Below are 14235 nucleotides of genomic sequence, written 5' to 3' on the forward strand. Positions count from 1 at the left end.
ATCCAAAGAGCGGTTTTGACGAGCGTTGGCGGCGGACGGCCTGGGTACTCGACCAGCAGCCGCTTCGACGGCCAAGGCCGGGTCGCCATGACCCGGCCTTGGCGCGGGCGCAGGTCTAGCGATAGACGTGGTAGGTGGCGTATCTGCTCACCTCCACGCTGCCGCTCCAGCTGCTGACCACCCGCTTGGAATCCCAGTCGTACCAGTGCATCCCGGGTGGGTTGGAGATGCCTCGTGAACAACTGCCGGTCCGTACCCAGGCACCGCGGAACTGGCCGCTCTTCCAGCGCCGTTCCACCACCTGGATGGGTTGCGCCCGATAGCCCGGTTCTATCCTCACGGCCCAGGTGAAGGCAGTACTCATCGAGCGATCCTGCTTGTAGCTGCCATCGACGCCGAGGATGCTCAGGTATTTGCCGATGAAGGGCAGCTTTTCCCCGTTGAGCTTGACCCCTACCGACCAGCCGTAGCTGGAGGTCTTGGTCTCGCCCCAGGTATAGGTGCAGTCGATGGTCCCGCGCGTCGAGCACTGGAAGATCGGTCCGCGCCAGATCCAGTCCTCCCAGGTCTTGGCGGCCTGCTGGGTGGAGAAGGCCCGGGACCCGTCACCCAGGATGACGGGCTCGGTGTGGTCGGTGAAACACTCGCCAGCCTGTGCCAGACCGATCGAAAGAATGAAGCCGAGCGCCCCGACCAGGGTGGATTCAACGAAGGTATTCATGGCTTTGGTCCCTCAAAGTCCGAAGACATTTTCGATGGTATTGCTCGCCTGCCCCTGCTTGCCGGTCTGGGCCTTGCTCGCGGACAGGGCATCGGTACGCGGGGGCCGATCGACGGGGGTCATCAGCAGGCCGGTGGCCTTCTCCGGCTTCCTCACCATCAGGGCATCCGCCTCGACGGTCATGCCGAGCGCCAGGGCCGCGTTCTCACTGGCCAGGTGCTGACCGGGCTGATTGTCGAAGATCACGCGTTTGCCCTGGTCCAGGGCGTTGTTGATCTCCTTCTTGACGTTGCCGTCGACCTGCACATTGGGCCCGACTACCAGATAGTCGTATTCACCGCTGCCGACGATCCTGGTGTCTTCCGACTTCAATCTGTTGAGGACGAAACCGGTATTACCCAGCACCTTTAGCCGCAAGTAAGGGCCGTTATTCAAAGACTCCGCTGCCTGAACGGTGCTCCCCATCAGGGTTGCCACTATCAGCGCGGCCATAGGTTTCAATTTCATGTCGAGCGCTCCTATTACGACAGTCATCTAACAAATGGAAGTCCTATTGAAAGGCTGAACATTCCCGCGAAGCGCGCAGCCACGCGGCTCTGGCAGCCTGAGCAGGCAGCAGAACGCTCATGACCGAAGTCAGCTCCGATAAGCACTCCGCTGAAAGTTGTCAGGCAATCAGATAAGGTCCAGCAAAAACGACGTTGATATCTCGGCGCCCGCTATCAGCCCGCGGGAAACTTCGACAGTCGTCAAAAAAGCCTAGCCAACGTTTATTTAAACAAATAGCAACGATTGGCCATCCGGCAGAATAGATCAGCTACAAATAGCAGGCCGCTGTTTTAACCTTTTATATAGGCATATAAAAAGCGGCCCTGCATTCAAGTAGAGCCAGTGATCGGCAAAGGGTGGCTAATCTTGCTTGCGTAAAACCAGATAAATAGCGCGAAGGCCAAAATATCGATAGCCGTCACCGGCCCGAGGCAAAGCCCGGGAAAAATGTAACCAAATATTTCAGAACCCGGAGGACCAGTCGAATGCCCGGTCCGGAAGCCACGCGGAACAGCCAGGCCCACGCCCCGAGGACGCGAGCCGTGATGCCGGTATCAGCCCAGCAGATCCACCAGCAGGTCATCGTGGCGGCGCTGCTGGCGATCCAGGCGCAGCTGGCGGGTGCGGAAGATCGACTTGAGGTCTTCCAGGGCGCTGGCGAAATCGTCGTTGATGATCAGGTAGTCGTATTCGACATAGTGGCTCATCTCGCTCACCGCCTCGCGCATGCGGAGTTCGATGATTTCGGCGCTGTCCTGGCCGCGATTGTCCAGGCGCTGGCGCAGGGCGGCCTGGCTCGGCGGCAGGATGAATATCGACTGGGCATGGGGCAGCTTGCGGCGGACCTGCTGGGCGCCCTGCCAGTCGATTTCCAGGATCAGGTCGTGACCTTCGGCGAGGTCACGTTCCAGGGCAGCCTGGGAGGTACCGTAATAGTTGCCGAACACCTCGGCGTGTTCGAGGAAGTCGCCGTGTTCGAGCAAGTTGGTAAAGGTCGCGCAATCGACGAAGTGGTAGTTCACCCCGTCGGTTTCACCCGGGCGCATGGCGCGGGTGGTGTGGGAGACTGACAGGCGGATGTCGGGCAGGGCATCCAGCAAGGCATTGACCAGGCTGGTCTTGCCGGCGCCGGAGGGCGCGGAAACGATGTAGAGGGTGCCGGGAAGGGCTGTCATGAAGGTCCGCCTATTCGATGTTCTGCACTTGCTCACGCATCTGTTCGATGAGCACCTTGAGATTGATGGCCGCCTGGGAGGCACGGGCGTCGATGGCCTTAGAACCCAGGGTATTGGCCTCGCGATTGAGTTCCTGCATGAGGAAATCCAGCCGTCGTCCGGCCGCGCCGCTGCCCGCCAGGACCCGCCGCACCTCGGCCACATGAGTCTCCAGCCGATCCAGCTCCTCGGCCACGTCGCTCTTCTGCGCCAGCAGCACCAGTTCCTGCTCCAGCCGTGACGGTTCGAACTCGACGCCTGCCTCGGCGCAGCGCTCGAGGATACGGCGCCGCTGCAGTGCCAGCAGCTCGGGCAGCAGCGCGCGCAGCGTCGCCACCTCCGCCAGCACCTGGGCCAGGCGTTCCTCGATCAGTCGCGCCAGTTCGCGCCCCTCGCGCTGCCGGCCGTCGAGCAATTCATCCAGCGCCGCCTCGAACAGCGCCAGGGTCTGGGCCTTGAGTTCGGCGCCATCCACCTCGGCGCCCGCCAGCACCCCGGGCCAGGCCAGCACGGCCAGGGGATCGAGCTTGGCCGGGCGTGCGATCAGCGCGGCGATGTCTTCGGCGGCGGCCACCAGCTGCGCGGCCCGGCGGGCATCGATGCGCAGGGCCACGCTCTCGTCGCGCTCCTCGCGCAGTACGCACTCCAGCTTGCCCCGCGACAGTCGTCGGCGCAGCGCCTCGCGCACGCCGGACTCCAGATCGCGAAAGGTCTCCGGCAGCCGCAGGTGGGGCTCCAGGTAGCGATGATTGACCGAGCGCAACTCCCAGCTCAGGGTGCCCTGGGGTCCCGGGCGCTCGACCCGGGCGAACGCCGTCATGCTGTGCACCATGGCAGGATCCTCGTCTGACGATGCGCGGATCTGGGGCGATCCCGAGCGACCACGCATGTAAAACGCACGATTCTAGCGCACCTGATCGGAGCGACCCAATGCATCCGTGTCGCATGAGCCGGACGCTCTCTATACTATGGACCTGATATCTACGCCTTACAGGAAGCCCGCAATGAAGCGTCCCAGTGGCCGCGCCGCCGATCAGCTGCGCCCCATCCGCATCACCCGTCAGTACACCAAGCACGCCGAGGGTTCGGTTCTGGTGGAGTTCGGCGATACCAAGGTGATCTGCACCGCCAGCGTCGAGGCCGGGGTGCCGCGCTTTCTCAAGGGCAAGGGCCAGGGCTGGCTCACCGCCGAATACGGCATGCTGCCGCGTGCGACCGGCGAACGGAATCAGCGTGAAGCAGCCAAGGGCAAGCAGGGCGGTCGGACCCTGGAGATCCAGCGGCTGATCGGTCGTTCGCTGCGCGCCGCCGTCGACCTGTCCAAGCTGGGTGAGAACACCATCTACATCGACTGCGACGTCATCCAGGCCGACGGCGGTACCCGCACCGCCTCGGTGACCGGTGCCTGCGTGGCCCTGGTCGACGCCCTGGGCGCGCTCAAGCGCCGTGGCAATCTCAAGGGCAATCCGCTCAAGCAGATGGTGGCCGCCATCTCCGTGGGCATCTACCAGGGCACCCCGGTGCTCGACCTGGATTACCTGGAAGACTCCGCCGCCGAGACCGATCTCAATGTGATCATGACCGATGCCGGTGGCTTCATCGAGGTTCAGGGCACCGCCGAAGGCGCGCCCTTCCAGCCGGCCGAACTCAACGCCATGCTCGAACTGGCCCAGGGTGGCCTGCGTGACCTGTTCGAGCTCCAGCAAGCCGCCCTGCGCGGCGAGTAAGGAAGCCCTCATGCACGATCTCGTCCCCGCCCCCAGCGCCGAAGCCCGGCGTTGGGCCATGCTCTGCCACTACGCCGCCTTCCTGGGCTTCGTGGTGCCCTTCATCGGTAACGTGATAGGTCCGCTGGTGGTCTGGCAGTTCAAGCGCGAGGACGACCCCTTCATCGACCGCCAGGGCAAGGAGGCGCTGAACTTCCAGCTCACCGTCACCCTGCTGCACATGATCTGCTGGCTGCTGGTGTGGGTGCTGATCGGTTTTCCGCTGATGCTGCTGGTGGCCTGTGTGGCCTTCGTGCTGACGGTGATCGCCGGCATCAAGGCCAACCAGGGCCGCGACTACCGCTACCCCCTGACCTGGCGGATGGTCAATTAGCGGGCTTTTTGTGGCCTGCTTCTGATATCCGCGTTGAGGATTTCCGGTCGGCCCGGCGCCGTTTGACAGGCGCCGGAAGCCCTCCGCTATCATCCCTTCGGCTTACTTCTCACGCCCTCGCCGCGACTGGTTTCATTCGTCGCTGGCGGTAGCGTGCCCGCCTTCGCTTTTGCGTCAGCAGTCCGTCGATAACGCCAAGGTGGCGTGCCCCGACGGTCCTCGCTTCTTACGTCAGGACTGGTGGCCTCCGGCGCCATCGGCATCAAGACAGGGATGATCATCATGTCGGTTGCAACCGCCACCCCCTCCCCCTTCCAGCGTGTGCTCGAATGGCGCTATTCCACCCTCATGGTGTGGACGGCCATCGGCCTGCTGGTCGTCGAGACCTTTTCCGGCTTTCTGCGCTATGCCCTGGACATGGTCGGCGCCTCGGCGCTGGTCTATCTGCCCAAGATCGCCTGCCTGGCGCTGTTCGCCCTGCAGGTGGCGACGGTCAAGCTGCCCCGGGTGATCTGGGTCGGCCTGTTCGCCGGGCTGGCCTACGCCGCCCTCGCCCTGCTGCACGGCGGGACCTTCAACAACGTGCTGTTCTCGCTGTTCGTCTACAGCCCGCTGCTGTTCGGCCTGGTCTGCGGCCGCGAATTGCTCAAGCAGCGGCGCCTGCTGGGCCGGGCCATGTTCCTGCTGCTGCTCGCCAGCCTGGTCGGCATCGCCCTGGACAAGTACACCTCGGTGCCCTGGAAAGGCTACAGCTACAACCTCGGCGGCAACGACATCGCCGGCAATACCCAGTGGGTCGCCGGTGAAGAGGACCGGATCGCCGGCTTCGCCCGGGTCTCCAACGTGCTGGCGGCGCTGATCGCGGTCTACTGCCTGTTCCTCGCGCAGTTCGCCCGTTCCAGGACGCTCTGGCTGGTGGTCGCCCTGGTCGGCTTTTTCGGCATCCTGCTCACCACCAGCAAGGCGCCGGCAGCGGCCTTCGCCTTTACCCTGGCGCTGATGATGACCCGTCGCTTCCAGTGGCCGACCTATGCGCTGATCCTGCTGGCGGTGGTGGGTGGCATGCTGCTGCCGGTGCTGAGCCTGATCCGCGACTTCGACCCCCTGGTGGTGACGAGCGACAGCGGCCTGGCCTCCTTCTACGATCGCCTGGTCAACACCTGGCCGAATGTCGTCGCGGAAATGAGCCGCCATGGCTGGACCGTGGAAGGCGCCGGCTTCGGCCTGTTCGGCAGCTCCATGGCCGCCTTCCCCGTTCCGGGGATCGACCTCTTCGTCACCAGCGACAGCAGCGTGGTCTATCTCTGGTGCGTGTTCGGCGTGGTCGGCATCCTCGGCTATGCCATGCAGCTGCCGGTGTTCATCCGCCTGCACACCGCGCCCGACCGCCTCAGCCACACCCTGCTGGCCATCGCCTTCTGCCTCTGCCTGATCGGCTGGACCACCGACCTCTTCGATATCGGCGTCGGCAATCTCTTCGTCGGCATCATCCTCGGCTACGTGCTGATGGGTGATCCGGAAGACGACGGCCAGCAGCGCCTGCGACCGGTCAGCGGTAGCGCCCTCGCCGACTGAGCGCGCCGCGACGTCACGGCGTAAAATCGCCGTTCAGAAAAAAGGGCCGATCCCAGGGGGATCGGCCCTTTTTCATTACCGCATAGATCAGGTCACCGGGGCCGGATTGAACAGCGCCAGGTCGTTGTGCAGGCGATGGCGCTCGGCCCAGGTCTGGCGGCGACCGCTGGCCACGTCCAGGTAGCACTGGAAGATCTCCCAGCCCATCTCCTCCAGCGACAGCCGCCCGCTCACCACGCGTCCGGCATCGATGTCGATCAGGTCCGGCCAGCGCTCGGCCAGCTGGGTGCGGGTCGAGACCTTGATCACCGGCACCATGGACAGCCCATAGGGGGTGCCACGGCCGGTGGTGAAGATGTGCAGGTTCATGCCCGCCGCCAGTTGCAGGGTGCCGCAGATGAAGTCGCTGGCCGGGGTGGCGGCGAAGTACAGGCCCTTGCCGCGGATCTTCTCGCCGGGCGCGATGACCCCGGCGATGGGGCTGGTACCCGACTTGGCGATCGACCCCATGGCCTTTTCGACGATGTTGTTCAGCCCGCCCTTCTTGTTGCCAGGGGTGGTATTAGCACTGCGATCGGCCATACCCCGCTCCAGGTAGCGGTCGTACCAGTCCATCTCGCGGATCAGGGCGTCGGCCACCTCGGGAGTGGCGGCGCGCGGGGTCAGCAGGTGGATGCCATCGCGCACCTCGGTGTTCTCGGAAAACATCACGGTGGCGCCGGCCCGCACCAGCAGATCGGCGGCCACGCCCAGGGCCGGATTGGCGGTGATGCCGGAGAAGGCGTCGCTGCCGCCGCACTGCATGCCCACCACCAGTTCCGCGGCCGGCACCGTCTCGCGGCGGCGCCCATTGAGCACCGCCAGACGTGCCTCGATCAGCCCCATGATCTGTTCGACCATGCCGGCGAAGCCGTTGGCCGAATCCTGCAGGCGGAACAGCCACTCCTCTTCGTTCTGCCCGGCGGTAAGGTCATCGCCGGGCATCAGCTGGCTGGCCTGCAACTTCTCGCAACCCAGGCCGATGACCAGGGCCTGGCCGCCGAAATTGGGGTTGCGGCTGATGTTGTGCAGGGTACGGATGGGGATCACCGCATCCGGGGCGTTGATGGCCACCCCGCAGCCGTAGCTGTGGGACAGCGGCACCACGTCGTCGACGTTGGGGTAGCGCGGCAGGAGTTCCTTGCGTACCCGCTCCACGCAGTGGTCCAGCACCCCCACCACGCACTGCACGGTGGTGGTCACCGCCAGGATGTTGCGGGTGCCGACGCTGCCGTCCGGATTGCGGAATCCCTCGAAGGTATAGCCCTCCAGGGGTTCGCCGACCTGGCCGGGCGCGGTGGCCTTGGGCAGGTTGTCCAGCGCCGGCGGCTCCGGCATGCGCAGCAGGGCCTCGGTGATCCAGCTGCCGGCGGGAACGTCCTGCAGGGCGTAGCCGATGACCTCGCCATAGCGCACCACCTCGGCGCCCTCCTGGAGATCCACCAGGGAGACCTTGTGGCTCTGGGGAATGGCCTCGACCGTGGTCAGGCCATCGGCGAAGGCGGTGCCGGCGGCCACGCCGGGTTCGTTGACCACCACCCCGACGTTGTCCAGGGGATGGAGCTTGATGTAGCGCGGCGAATCACGGTGATCGATCAGGTTCATATTCTTATCCTCTGCCGGGGCTCAGGCCCGGGCCGGGTCAGGCTGGGTCGCGCCCAGGATCTCGCCGTCGGCGGTACGCAGCTCGACGCGCTGGATGCGACCGACGATGAACAGGTAGCTGAACACGGCCACCAGGGCATTGGCACCGACATAGACCAGCGCCCACTTGAAGGAGCCGGTGGCGGCGATGAGGTAGCCGATGACGATGGGGGTGGTGATGGAGGCCAGGTTGCCGAAGGTGTTGAACAGGCCACCAGAGAGACCGGCGATCTGCTTGGGCGAGGTGTCCGCCACCACCGCCCAGCCCAGGGCACCGATGCCCTTGCCGAAGAAGGCCAGGGTCATGAAGCCCACCACCATCCAGTCGGCGTCGACGTAGTTGCAAAAGATCATGCTGGTGGAGAGCAGCAGGCCGCAGACGATGGGCAGCTTGCGGGCGAAGGTCAGGGAATGGCCGCGACGCAGCAGGTAGTCGGAGATCACCCCGCCGAGCACCCCGCCGATGAAGCCGCAGATCGCCGGCAGCGAGGCGATGAAACCGGCCTTGAGGATGGTCATGCCGCGCTCCTGCACCAGGTACACCGGGAACCAGGTCAGGAAGAAATAGGTGATGGCGTTGATGCAGTACTGGCCGAGGTAGACGCCGAGCATCATGCGGTTGGTCAGCAGCTGGGTGATGTAGTGCCACTTGGGACCGCCACCCTGCTGGCGGGCGCCGTTGTCCATGTCCACCAGGCCGCCGTTGTCGCGGATGTGCGCGAGCTCCGCGGCGTTGATGCGCGGATGCTCCTTGGGATTGTGGATGTACTTCAGCCAGACCGCGGAGAACAGGATGCCCAGGACGCCCATGATGACGAAGACGTGCTCCCAGCCGAAGTGGAAGACGATGCCGCCCATGATCGGCGCGAACAGCGCGGTGGCGAAATACTGCGCCGAGTTGAAGATCGCCGAGGCGGTCCCGCGTTCGGCGGTGGGGAACCAGGCGGCGACGATGCGCGCGTTGCCCGGGAAGGACGGTGCCTCGGCCAGCCCGACCAGGAATCTCAGCATGAACAGGGTAGTGACCGCCCAGGCCACCGGCAGACCGCCGACCAGCCCCTGCAGCAGGGTGAAGAACGACCAGAAGAAGATGCTGCCGGCATAGACCTTCTTCGAACCGAAGCGATCCAGCAGCCAGCCGCCGGGAATCTGCCCGGCCACATAGGCCCAGCCGAAGGCGGAGAAGATATAGCCAAGGGTCACGGCGCTGATGCCGAGGTCTTTCTGCAGGCTGGAGCCGGCGATGGCGATGGTGGCGCGGTCGGCGTAGTTGATGGTGGTCACGACGAACAGCATCAACAGGATCAGGTAGCGCACCCGGGTCGGTCTTGTGGCATCCATGGGGATCCCTCTTGCGTGATTGTTTTTATTGAAGGCACGGAGCCATGGATGATTGCGCAATCATAGCTCAATGCGACAATCGGTCTCAGCCCTTGCGTTTGCCCAAGACTAAGCCATGATTGCGCAACCATACAAGTATGACGTCTAACAAGATAAGGACCGACGGTCAGGTCGTGGCGCGGTCGATGATATGGAAACCGGTGTCGATGCGCACCGCTTCCCGGCCCTGGTCGCCCCCGTTGAAACGCTGCAGCAGTGCCTCCGCCGCCAGGGTGCCCATGCGATCGCCCTCGACACTGACCGACGACAGCGCCGGGTGCATCTGGGCAGCGCTGGAGAGATTGCCGAAGCCCAGCACCGCCAGGTCCTCGGGCAGGCGCAGTCCGCGACTGGCGGCTTCCGCCATGACGCCCTGGGCGACGGTATCCGAACTGCAGACCACCACGTCGAAGGCCTCGTCACGGGCCAGCAGCTGGCGCAGGCCAGCTCGCCCGGACTCCACCAGCGCGGGGGCTGGCAGGATCTCCAGCGGCGGTTCCGCCACGCCCAACTCGGCCAGCCGCGCGACCAGGCTGCGACAGCGGCGCAGGGCGCGGGGGTCATCCACCGAGACCACGGCGAAGCGCCGATAGCCGCGGGCGTGCAGATGCTCGGCCTGGGCCCGGCCCACGGCTTCATGGGAAAAGCCCACCTGCATGTCCAGCGGGTCTTCGCCCAGGTCCCAGGACTCCACCACCGGGATGCCGGCCTGGGCCAGGCGCTGGCGACTGGCGGCGGTATGCAGGGTACCGGTCAGCACGATGCCATCGGGCTTGCGCCCCAGCACCGCGGCCAGCAGCTGCTCTTCCTGTTCGGCGCTGTAGCCGGTCAGGCCCAGCAGAGTCTGGTAGCCGGCCTGGGACAGGCGCGCCATCAGCGCCTGGACGGTCTCGGCGAAGATGGAGTGGACGATGGTCGGCACGAACAGCGCCACCAGGCGACTGCGATTGGAGGCCAGACCGCCGGCCAGCAGATTGGGCACGTAGCCGGTGGCCTGCACCGCCGCCAGCACCTTCTCCCGCGCCGCCTCGCTGACGATCTCCGGTCGATTCAGCGCCCGCGAGACGGTGATCGGCGACACCCCGGCGACCCGGGCCACGTCGATAAGCGTGGGGGCGGCGGGATTGACCGCGGCAGTGAGGACTTTGCTGGACTTCTTGGCCATGGATCGCGGGAGACGGGAAGGAGATCGGCCATGGTAACGGTTGGGGCGGGCGGCGTCCCCGGTGAACACCGTAGCGTGGAAAACCGCATTGCGTTTTCCACCCAGAGCCGCCGTAGGTTGGGTTGAGCGCAGCGAAGCCCAACATCGCCCCGGAGTCCCCAATGTTGGGCTTCGACGGTAGAGCCCTCTCAACCCAACCTACGGGCCGCAGTAGCGTGGAAAACGGCGTAGCCTTTTCCACTGGAACAGCGTGGCGAGGAACACCCTCACCCCAGCCTTCTCCCAAGGAGAGAGGGGGTTGGCCGAGCAGGCGTTCATCGCCATCCGCCCTGGCCAAAGCGCGATCAATCGTCGGGGTCCGTTCCATCGGCGCACCGCCACGGCTGCGATAATCCCCGTGCCAGATCTGATCGCGGCCATGGGCCGCTCCTACAGGCTATCTGGCTGCTGTAGGAGCGGCCGCGCTGCGCCCTACCCGCCCATGGCCGTCCGAATATCCGCCGCCAGTTCCAGTACCCGCGCCTCTTCGGTGTCCCAGGAGCACATGAAACGCGCCCCGCCGCTGCCGATGAAGGTGTAGAAGCGCCAACCGCGGTTGCGCAGGAATTCCAGCGCCGGTTCCGAGAGCTGCAGGAATACCGAATTGGCTTCCACCGGGAACATGAAGTCCACCCCGGGCACGTCGCGAACGCGCTCGGCCAGCAACTGGGCCATGGCGTTGGCATGGCGGGCGTGGCGCAGCCAGGTGTCGTTTTCCAGCACGCCCAGCCAGGGCGCGGAGAGGAATCTCATCTTGGAGGCCAGCTGGCCGGCCTGCTTGCAGCGGTATTCGAAGTCCTCGGCCAGTTCGCGATTGAAGAAGAGGATGGCCTCCCCCACCGCCATGCCGCTCTTGGTACCGCCAAAGCAGAGCACGTCGACGCCGGCCTTCCAGGTCACCTCGGCCGGGGTGCAGCCCAGGCCGGCCACGGCGTTGGAAAAGCGCGAGCCGTCCATGTGCAGGTGCAGGCCGAGGTCGCGGCAGGTGGCGCTGATGGCCTGCAGTTCGTTGAGGCCATAGAGGGTGCCTACCTCGGTAGCCTGGGTGACGGTCACCGCGCGCGGTTTGGGAAAGTGGATGTCGGCGCGCTTGGTGGCGATCTGCTGGATGGCGCCCGGCGTCAGCTTGCCCTGATGGGCCGGAGCCAGCAGCAGCTTGGAGCCGTTGGAAAAGAACTCCGGCGCGCCGCATTCGTCGGTCTCGACGTGGGCGGTATCGGAGCAGATCACGCTGTGGTAGCTCTGGCACAGCGCCGCCAGGGCCAGGGAGTTGGCCGCGGTGCCGTTGAAGGCGAAGAACACCTCGCAGTCGGTCTCGAACAGCTGGCGGAAGCGATCGGCGGCGCGCGCCGTCCAGGTGTCGTTGCCATAGGCGGTCTCGTGGCCGACGTTGGCCGCGGCCATGGCGGCCCAGGCTTCCGGGCAGATGCCGGAATAGTTGTCACTGGCGAATTGCTGGGCGTTGCTGCTCATCGGGCAGTCCTCGTGACGGGTTCGGTGCGGGCCAGCAGCCAGTCGCGCGCGGCGCCCTCGACCAGCGGCAGCACGCGGCGGCGGACCTCGGCGTGATAGCCATCCAGCCAGTCCAGCTCGTCGCTGCGCAGCAGGGCCAGATCCAGGCAGCGGGTGTCCAGCGGACAGAGCGTCAGGGTCTCGAAGGCTAGGAAATCGCCGAATTCGGTGGTTTCCGCACTCGTGCACAAGAGCAGGTTTTCCAGCCGCACGCCCCACTGGCCGGGCCGATAGATGCCCGGTTCGTTGGAGGTGATCATGCCCTCGCGCAGCACATGGTGCGGGGTGACCGTGGCATAGAAGGAAATCGACTGCGGCCCCTCGTGCACATTGAGGAAATAACCCACGCCGTGACCGGTGCCGTGGCCGTAGTCGATGCCGGCGGCCCAGATCGGCTCGCGCGCCAGGGCATCGAGCATCGGCGCGGCGACGCCGGCCGGGAAGCGCGCTCGCGACAGCGCCAGCATGCCCTTGAGCACCAGGGTGAAGTCGCGGCGCTGGGCGGCGCTGGGGGTGCCGATGGGCACCACCCGGGTGATGTCGGTGGTGCCGCCCAGGTACTGGCCGCCGCTGTCGATCAGCAGCAGGCCGTCGCCCTGGAGCTCGGCATGGGCCTCCTCGGTGGCGCGGTAATGCGGCAGGGCGCCGCCGGCATTGAAGCCGGCGATGGTGGCGAAGCTCAGGGAGACGAAGTTCGGCCGGGCGGCGCGGGCTTCGCTCAGCCAGTCGTCCACGGTCAGCTCGGTGAGGCGCTCGCCGCGGGCCAGGGCCGCCTCGAAGCGGGCGAAGAAGACGCAGAGCGCCGCGCCATCCTCTTCCATGGCGGTACGCACCTGGGCCACTTCCGCGGCGGTCTTGCAGGCCTTGAGCAGGGTCGAGGGATTGATCTGCTCGCGCCGCTCGACATCCTGGGGCGCGGCCTCGGCCAGCCCCAGGGTGACCCGCGCCGGGTCCACCAGCAGGCGACTACCTGCCGGCAGGCTGGCCAGTTCGGCGGCGGCCTGGTGGTAGTCGGCCAGGGTCACGCCGTCCGCTTCCAGGGCCGTGCGGATCTCGGCCGGCACCTTGGCCGGGTCGATGAACAGCTGGCAGCTGTCCTTGCCCAGCAACAGATGGGCGAGGAACACCGGGTTGTAGGGCACATCCGCCCCACGCAGGTTGAGCAGCCAGGCGATGTCGTCCAGCGAAGAGATGAAATGCCAGGCAGTGCCGGCCTCGGCCATTGCCTGGCGCACCTGGGCGAGCTTGGCGCTGCGCGGCTGAGGCGCATGGGGCGCCGCATGGGCATAGACCGGCGCGACCGGCAGCGCAGGGCGCCCGGTCCAGATCGTCGCCAGCGGATCGAGGTCGGTCCGCAGCCGGATACCCTTGGGTTCCAGTGCCCGGCGCAGGGCCGCCGCGGCGCCGAGCGACAGCACCTGGCCGTCCACCAATACCGTACCGCCCGCGGGCACCTGCTCGGCCAGCCACTGCAGATGGGCCTGGGGCTGGCTGGCGACCTGCTTCATCAGATCGATGCCGCTGTCCGCCAGCTCCTGGGCGGCCTGTTCCCAGTAGCGGCTGTCGGTCCAGACGCCAGCGGCCTGGCGTGTTACCAGCAGCAGCCCGGCGGAGCCGGTGAAACCGGACAGCCAGGCGCGGCCCTGCCAGTGTTCCGGCAGGTATTCGGACAGATGGGGATCGGCGCTGGGGATCAGGCAGGCATCGGCGTCCTGCTCGGCCAGGAAGGCCCGCAGGTCGGCAAGTCGTTGAGCGGAAATGGCGGTCATGAGCACCTCGACAAGGTCAGGGGCCCAGTGTGCCGCAGATATAAAAAAGCCGCACCCGAAGGGTGCGGCGGAGAAAGACCAAAGGAGCAAGGAGGGGTGGTCTTTCGAAAGCGGAGCGGCTCAGCGACGCGCGTCGGCGGCGGGAGCGGCCTGATCGCCGTAGTGCTGCATGGCGGCATGATTCTGATCGACCAGCTTGTATCTTAGGCTGGGATTGTCGTCGGCAGCGGCGAACTGGGCGGCGGTCAGGGTGGCAAGGGTCAGCACGAGGGCGGACAGAGAACGTTTCATGGCGAACTCCTAACAGGTCATGTTCATCGGGATACAGGACCATTCTAGGTAAAGAACGCAGCCTAATAAATAGGATGCTAACTAAATCACTGTTACAAAACCCGCAACAAGCTCTGCCTTAGGGCTTGTCTGAAATTCGCCGAGCGAAGGTTAGGCAAGGCAAAAATCCGCGAGGAAGCGGACCGGGCTGGCGATCCAGCGGATCTTTAACGCCGTATCGCCGAGCGCAGGCGCCTT

General features: G+C 65.6%; 13 protein-coding genes. 3 read left to right on the plus strand and 10 right to left on the minus strand.

Annotated features, from left to right (window positions below; translation table 11 throughout):
• Nucleotides 1-115: 115 nt before the first annotated feature.
• From PVZ77_RS13140 to PVZ77_RS13155, 4 genes are all read right to left on the minus strand, one after another.
• Complete coding sequence (locus tag PVZ77_RS13140) at nt 116-721, minus strand: hypothetical protein (protein WP_273806910.1); 606 nt, start codon at nt 719-721, stop codon at nt 116-118.
• Nucleotides 722-733: 12 nt separating this feature from the next.
• Nucleotides 734-1228, minus strand: a complete 495-nt coding sequence (locus tag PVZ77_RS13145; protein WP_273806911.1) for a hypothetical protein — start codon at nt 1226-1228, stop codon at nt 734-736.
• Nucleotides 1229-1824: 596 nt separating this feature from the next.
• Nucleotides 1825-2445: a guanylate kinase gene (gmk, locus tag PVZ77_RS13150; RefSeq protein ID WP_273806912.1), complete on the minus strand. Its 621-nt coding sequence runs from the start codon at nt 2443-2445 to the stop codon at nt 1825-1827.
• Nucleotides 2446-2455: 10 nt separating this feature from the next.
• Entirely contained in the window at nt 2456-3316 is an 861-nt protein-coding gene (locus PVZ77_RS13155) for a YicC/YloC family endoribonuclease (RefSeq protein ID WP_133860405.1), read from the minus strand.
• Between the two features lie 172 nt (nt 3317-3488).
• Here PVZ77_RS13155 and rph point away from each other — a divergent pair, with 172 nt between their 5' ends.
• The 3 genes from rph (at nt 3489) to PVZ77_RS13170 (ending at nt 6159) form a co-directional block, all read left to right on the plus strand.
• Nucleotides 3489-4211 carry a ribonuclease PH gene (gene rph, locus PVZ77_RS13160; protein ID WP_017639344.1) on the plus strand — a complete coding sequence of 241 codons (723 nt, stop codon included), beginning with the start codon at nt 3489-3491 and terminating at the stop codon, nt 4209-4211.
• A gap of 10 nt (nt 4212-4221) precedes the next feature.
• The gene (locus PVZ77_RS13165; RefSeq protein WP_017639343.1) at nt 4222-4584 is read left to right on the plus strand and encodes a DUF4870 domain-containing protein; all 363 of its coding nucleotides are present in this window, start codon (nt 4222-4224) and stop codon (nt 4582-4584) included.
• Nucleotides 4585-4866: 282 nt separating this feature from the next.
• Complete coding sequence (locus tag PVZ77_RS13170) at nt 4867-6159, plus strand: hypothetical protein (protein WP_273806915.1); 1293 nt, start codon at nt 4867-4869, stop codon at nt 6157-6159.
• 87 nt (nt 6160-6246) lie between these two features.
• Here PVZ77_RS13170 and garD read toward each other — a convergent pair whose 3' ends face one another.
• The 6 genes from garD to PVZ77_RS13200 all read right to left on the minus strand — a co-directional run bounded on the left by garD (nt 6247) and on the right by PVZ77_RS13200 (nt 13998).
• On the minus strand, nt 6247-7803 hold the full coding sequence (gene garD, locus PVZ77_RS13175; RefSeq protein ID WP_273806916.1) for a galactarate dehydratase: 1557 nt from the start codon (nt 7801-7803) through the stop codon (nt 6247-6249).
• A 21-nt stretch (nt 7804-7824) separates the two neighbouring features.
• On the minus strand, nt 7825-9183 hold the full coding sequence (locus tag PVZ77_RS13180; RefSeq protein WP_273806917.1) for an MFS transporter: 1359 nt from the start codon (nt 9181-9183) through the stop codon (nt 7825-7827).
• Between the two features lie 166 nt (nt 9184-9349).
• Nucleotides 9350-10387 carry a LacI family DNA-binding transcriptional regulator gene (locus PVZ77_RS13185; RefSeq protein WP_273806918.1) on the minus strand — a complete coding sequence of 346 codons (1038 nt, stop codon included), beginning with the start codon at nt 10385-10387 and terminating at the stop codon, nt 9350-9352.
• A gap of 471 nt (nt 10388-10858) precedes the next feature.
• Nucleotides 10859-11899 carry a threonine aldolase family protein gene (locus tag PVZ77_RS13190; RefSeq protein WP_273806919.1) on the minus strand — a complete coding sequence of 347 codons (1041 nt, stop codon included), beginning with the start codon at nt 11897-11899 and terminating at the stop codon, nt 10859-10861.
• A complete protein-coding gene (locus PVZ77_RS13195) occupies nt 11896-13707 on the minus strand; it encodes an aminopeptidase P family protein (RefSeq protein ID WP_273806920.1) in 1812 nt (603 codons plus the stop codon). Before PVZ77_RS13195 ends, PVZ77_RS13190 begins: the two co-directional genes overlap by 4 nt.
• A gap of 120 nt (nt 13708-13827) precedes the next feature.
• A complete protein-coding gene (locus tag PVZ77_RS13200; RefSeq protein WP_273806921.1) occupies nt 13828-13998 on the minus strand; it encodes a hypothetical protein in 171 nt (56 codons plus the stop codon).
• Nucleotides 13999-14235: the final 237 nt, after the last annotated feature.

The sequence above is a fragment of the Pseudomonas sp. SHLD1 genome (assembly GCF_028640935.1).
GTDB classification, from domain to species: Bacteria; Pseudomonadota; Gammaproteobacteria; order Pseudomonadales; family Pseudomonadaceae; genus Chryseomonas; species Chryseomonas aestiva.

Excerpts from the sequence above, each read along its gene's own strand:
- PVZ77_RS13155 (WP_133860405.1), bottom strand. The coding sequence starts at position 3,316 with ATGGTGCACAGCATGACGGCGTTCGCCCGGGTCGAGCGCCCGGGACCC.
- PVZ77_RS13140 (WP_273806910.1), bottom strand. The coding sequence starts at position 721 with ATGAATACCTTCGTTGAATCCACCCTGGTCGGGGCGCTCGGCTTCATT.
- gmk (WP_273806912.1), bottom strand. The coding sequence starts at position 2,445 with ATGACAGCCCTTCCCGGCACCCTCTACATCGTTTCCGCGCCCTCCGGC.
- PVZ77_RS13190 (WP_273806919.1), bottom strand. The coding sequence starts at position 11,899 with ATGAGCAGCAACGCCCAGCAATTCGCCAGTGACAACTATTCCGGCATC.
- PVZ77_RS13145 (WP_273806911.1), bottom strand. The coding sequence starts at position 1,228 with ATGAAATTGAAACCTATGGCCGCGCTGATAGTGGCAACCCTGATGGGG.
- PVZ77_RS13170 (WP_273806915.1), top strand. The coding sequence starts at position 4,867 with ATGTCGGTTGCAACCGCCACCCCCTCCCCCTTCCAGCGTGTGCTCGAA.
- PVZ77_RS13185 (WP_273806918.1), bottom strand. The coding sequence starts at position 10,387 with ATGGCCAAGAAGTCCAGCAAAGTCCTCACTGCCGCGGTCAATCCCGCC.
- rph (WP_017639344.1), top strand. The coding sequence starts at position 3,489 with ATGAAGCGTCCCAGTGGCCGCGCCGCCGATCAGCTGCGCCCCATCCGC.
- PVZ77_RS13200 (WP_273806921.1), bottom strand. The coding sequence starts at position 13,998 with ATGAAACGTTCTCTGTCCGCCCTCGTGCTGACCCTTGCCACCCTGACC.
- PVZ77_RS13195 (WP_273806920.1), bottom strand. The coding sequence starts at position 13,707 with ATGACCGCCATTTCCGCTCAACGACTTGCCGACCTGCGGGCCTTCCTG.
- garD (WP_273806916.1), bottom strand. The coding sequence starts at position 7,803 with ATGAACCTGATCGATCACCGTGATTCGCCGCGCTACATCAAGCTCCAT.
- PVZ77_RS13180 (WP_273806917.1), bottom strand. The coding sequence starts at position 9,183 with ATGGATGCCACAAGACCGACCCGGGTGCGCTACCTGATCCTGTTGATG.
- PVZ77_RS13165 (WP_017639343.1), top strand. The coding sequence starts at position 4,222 with ATGCACGATCTCGTCCCCGCCCCCAGCGCCGAAGCCCGGCGTTGGGCC.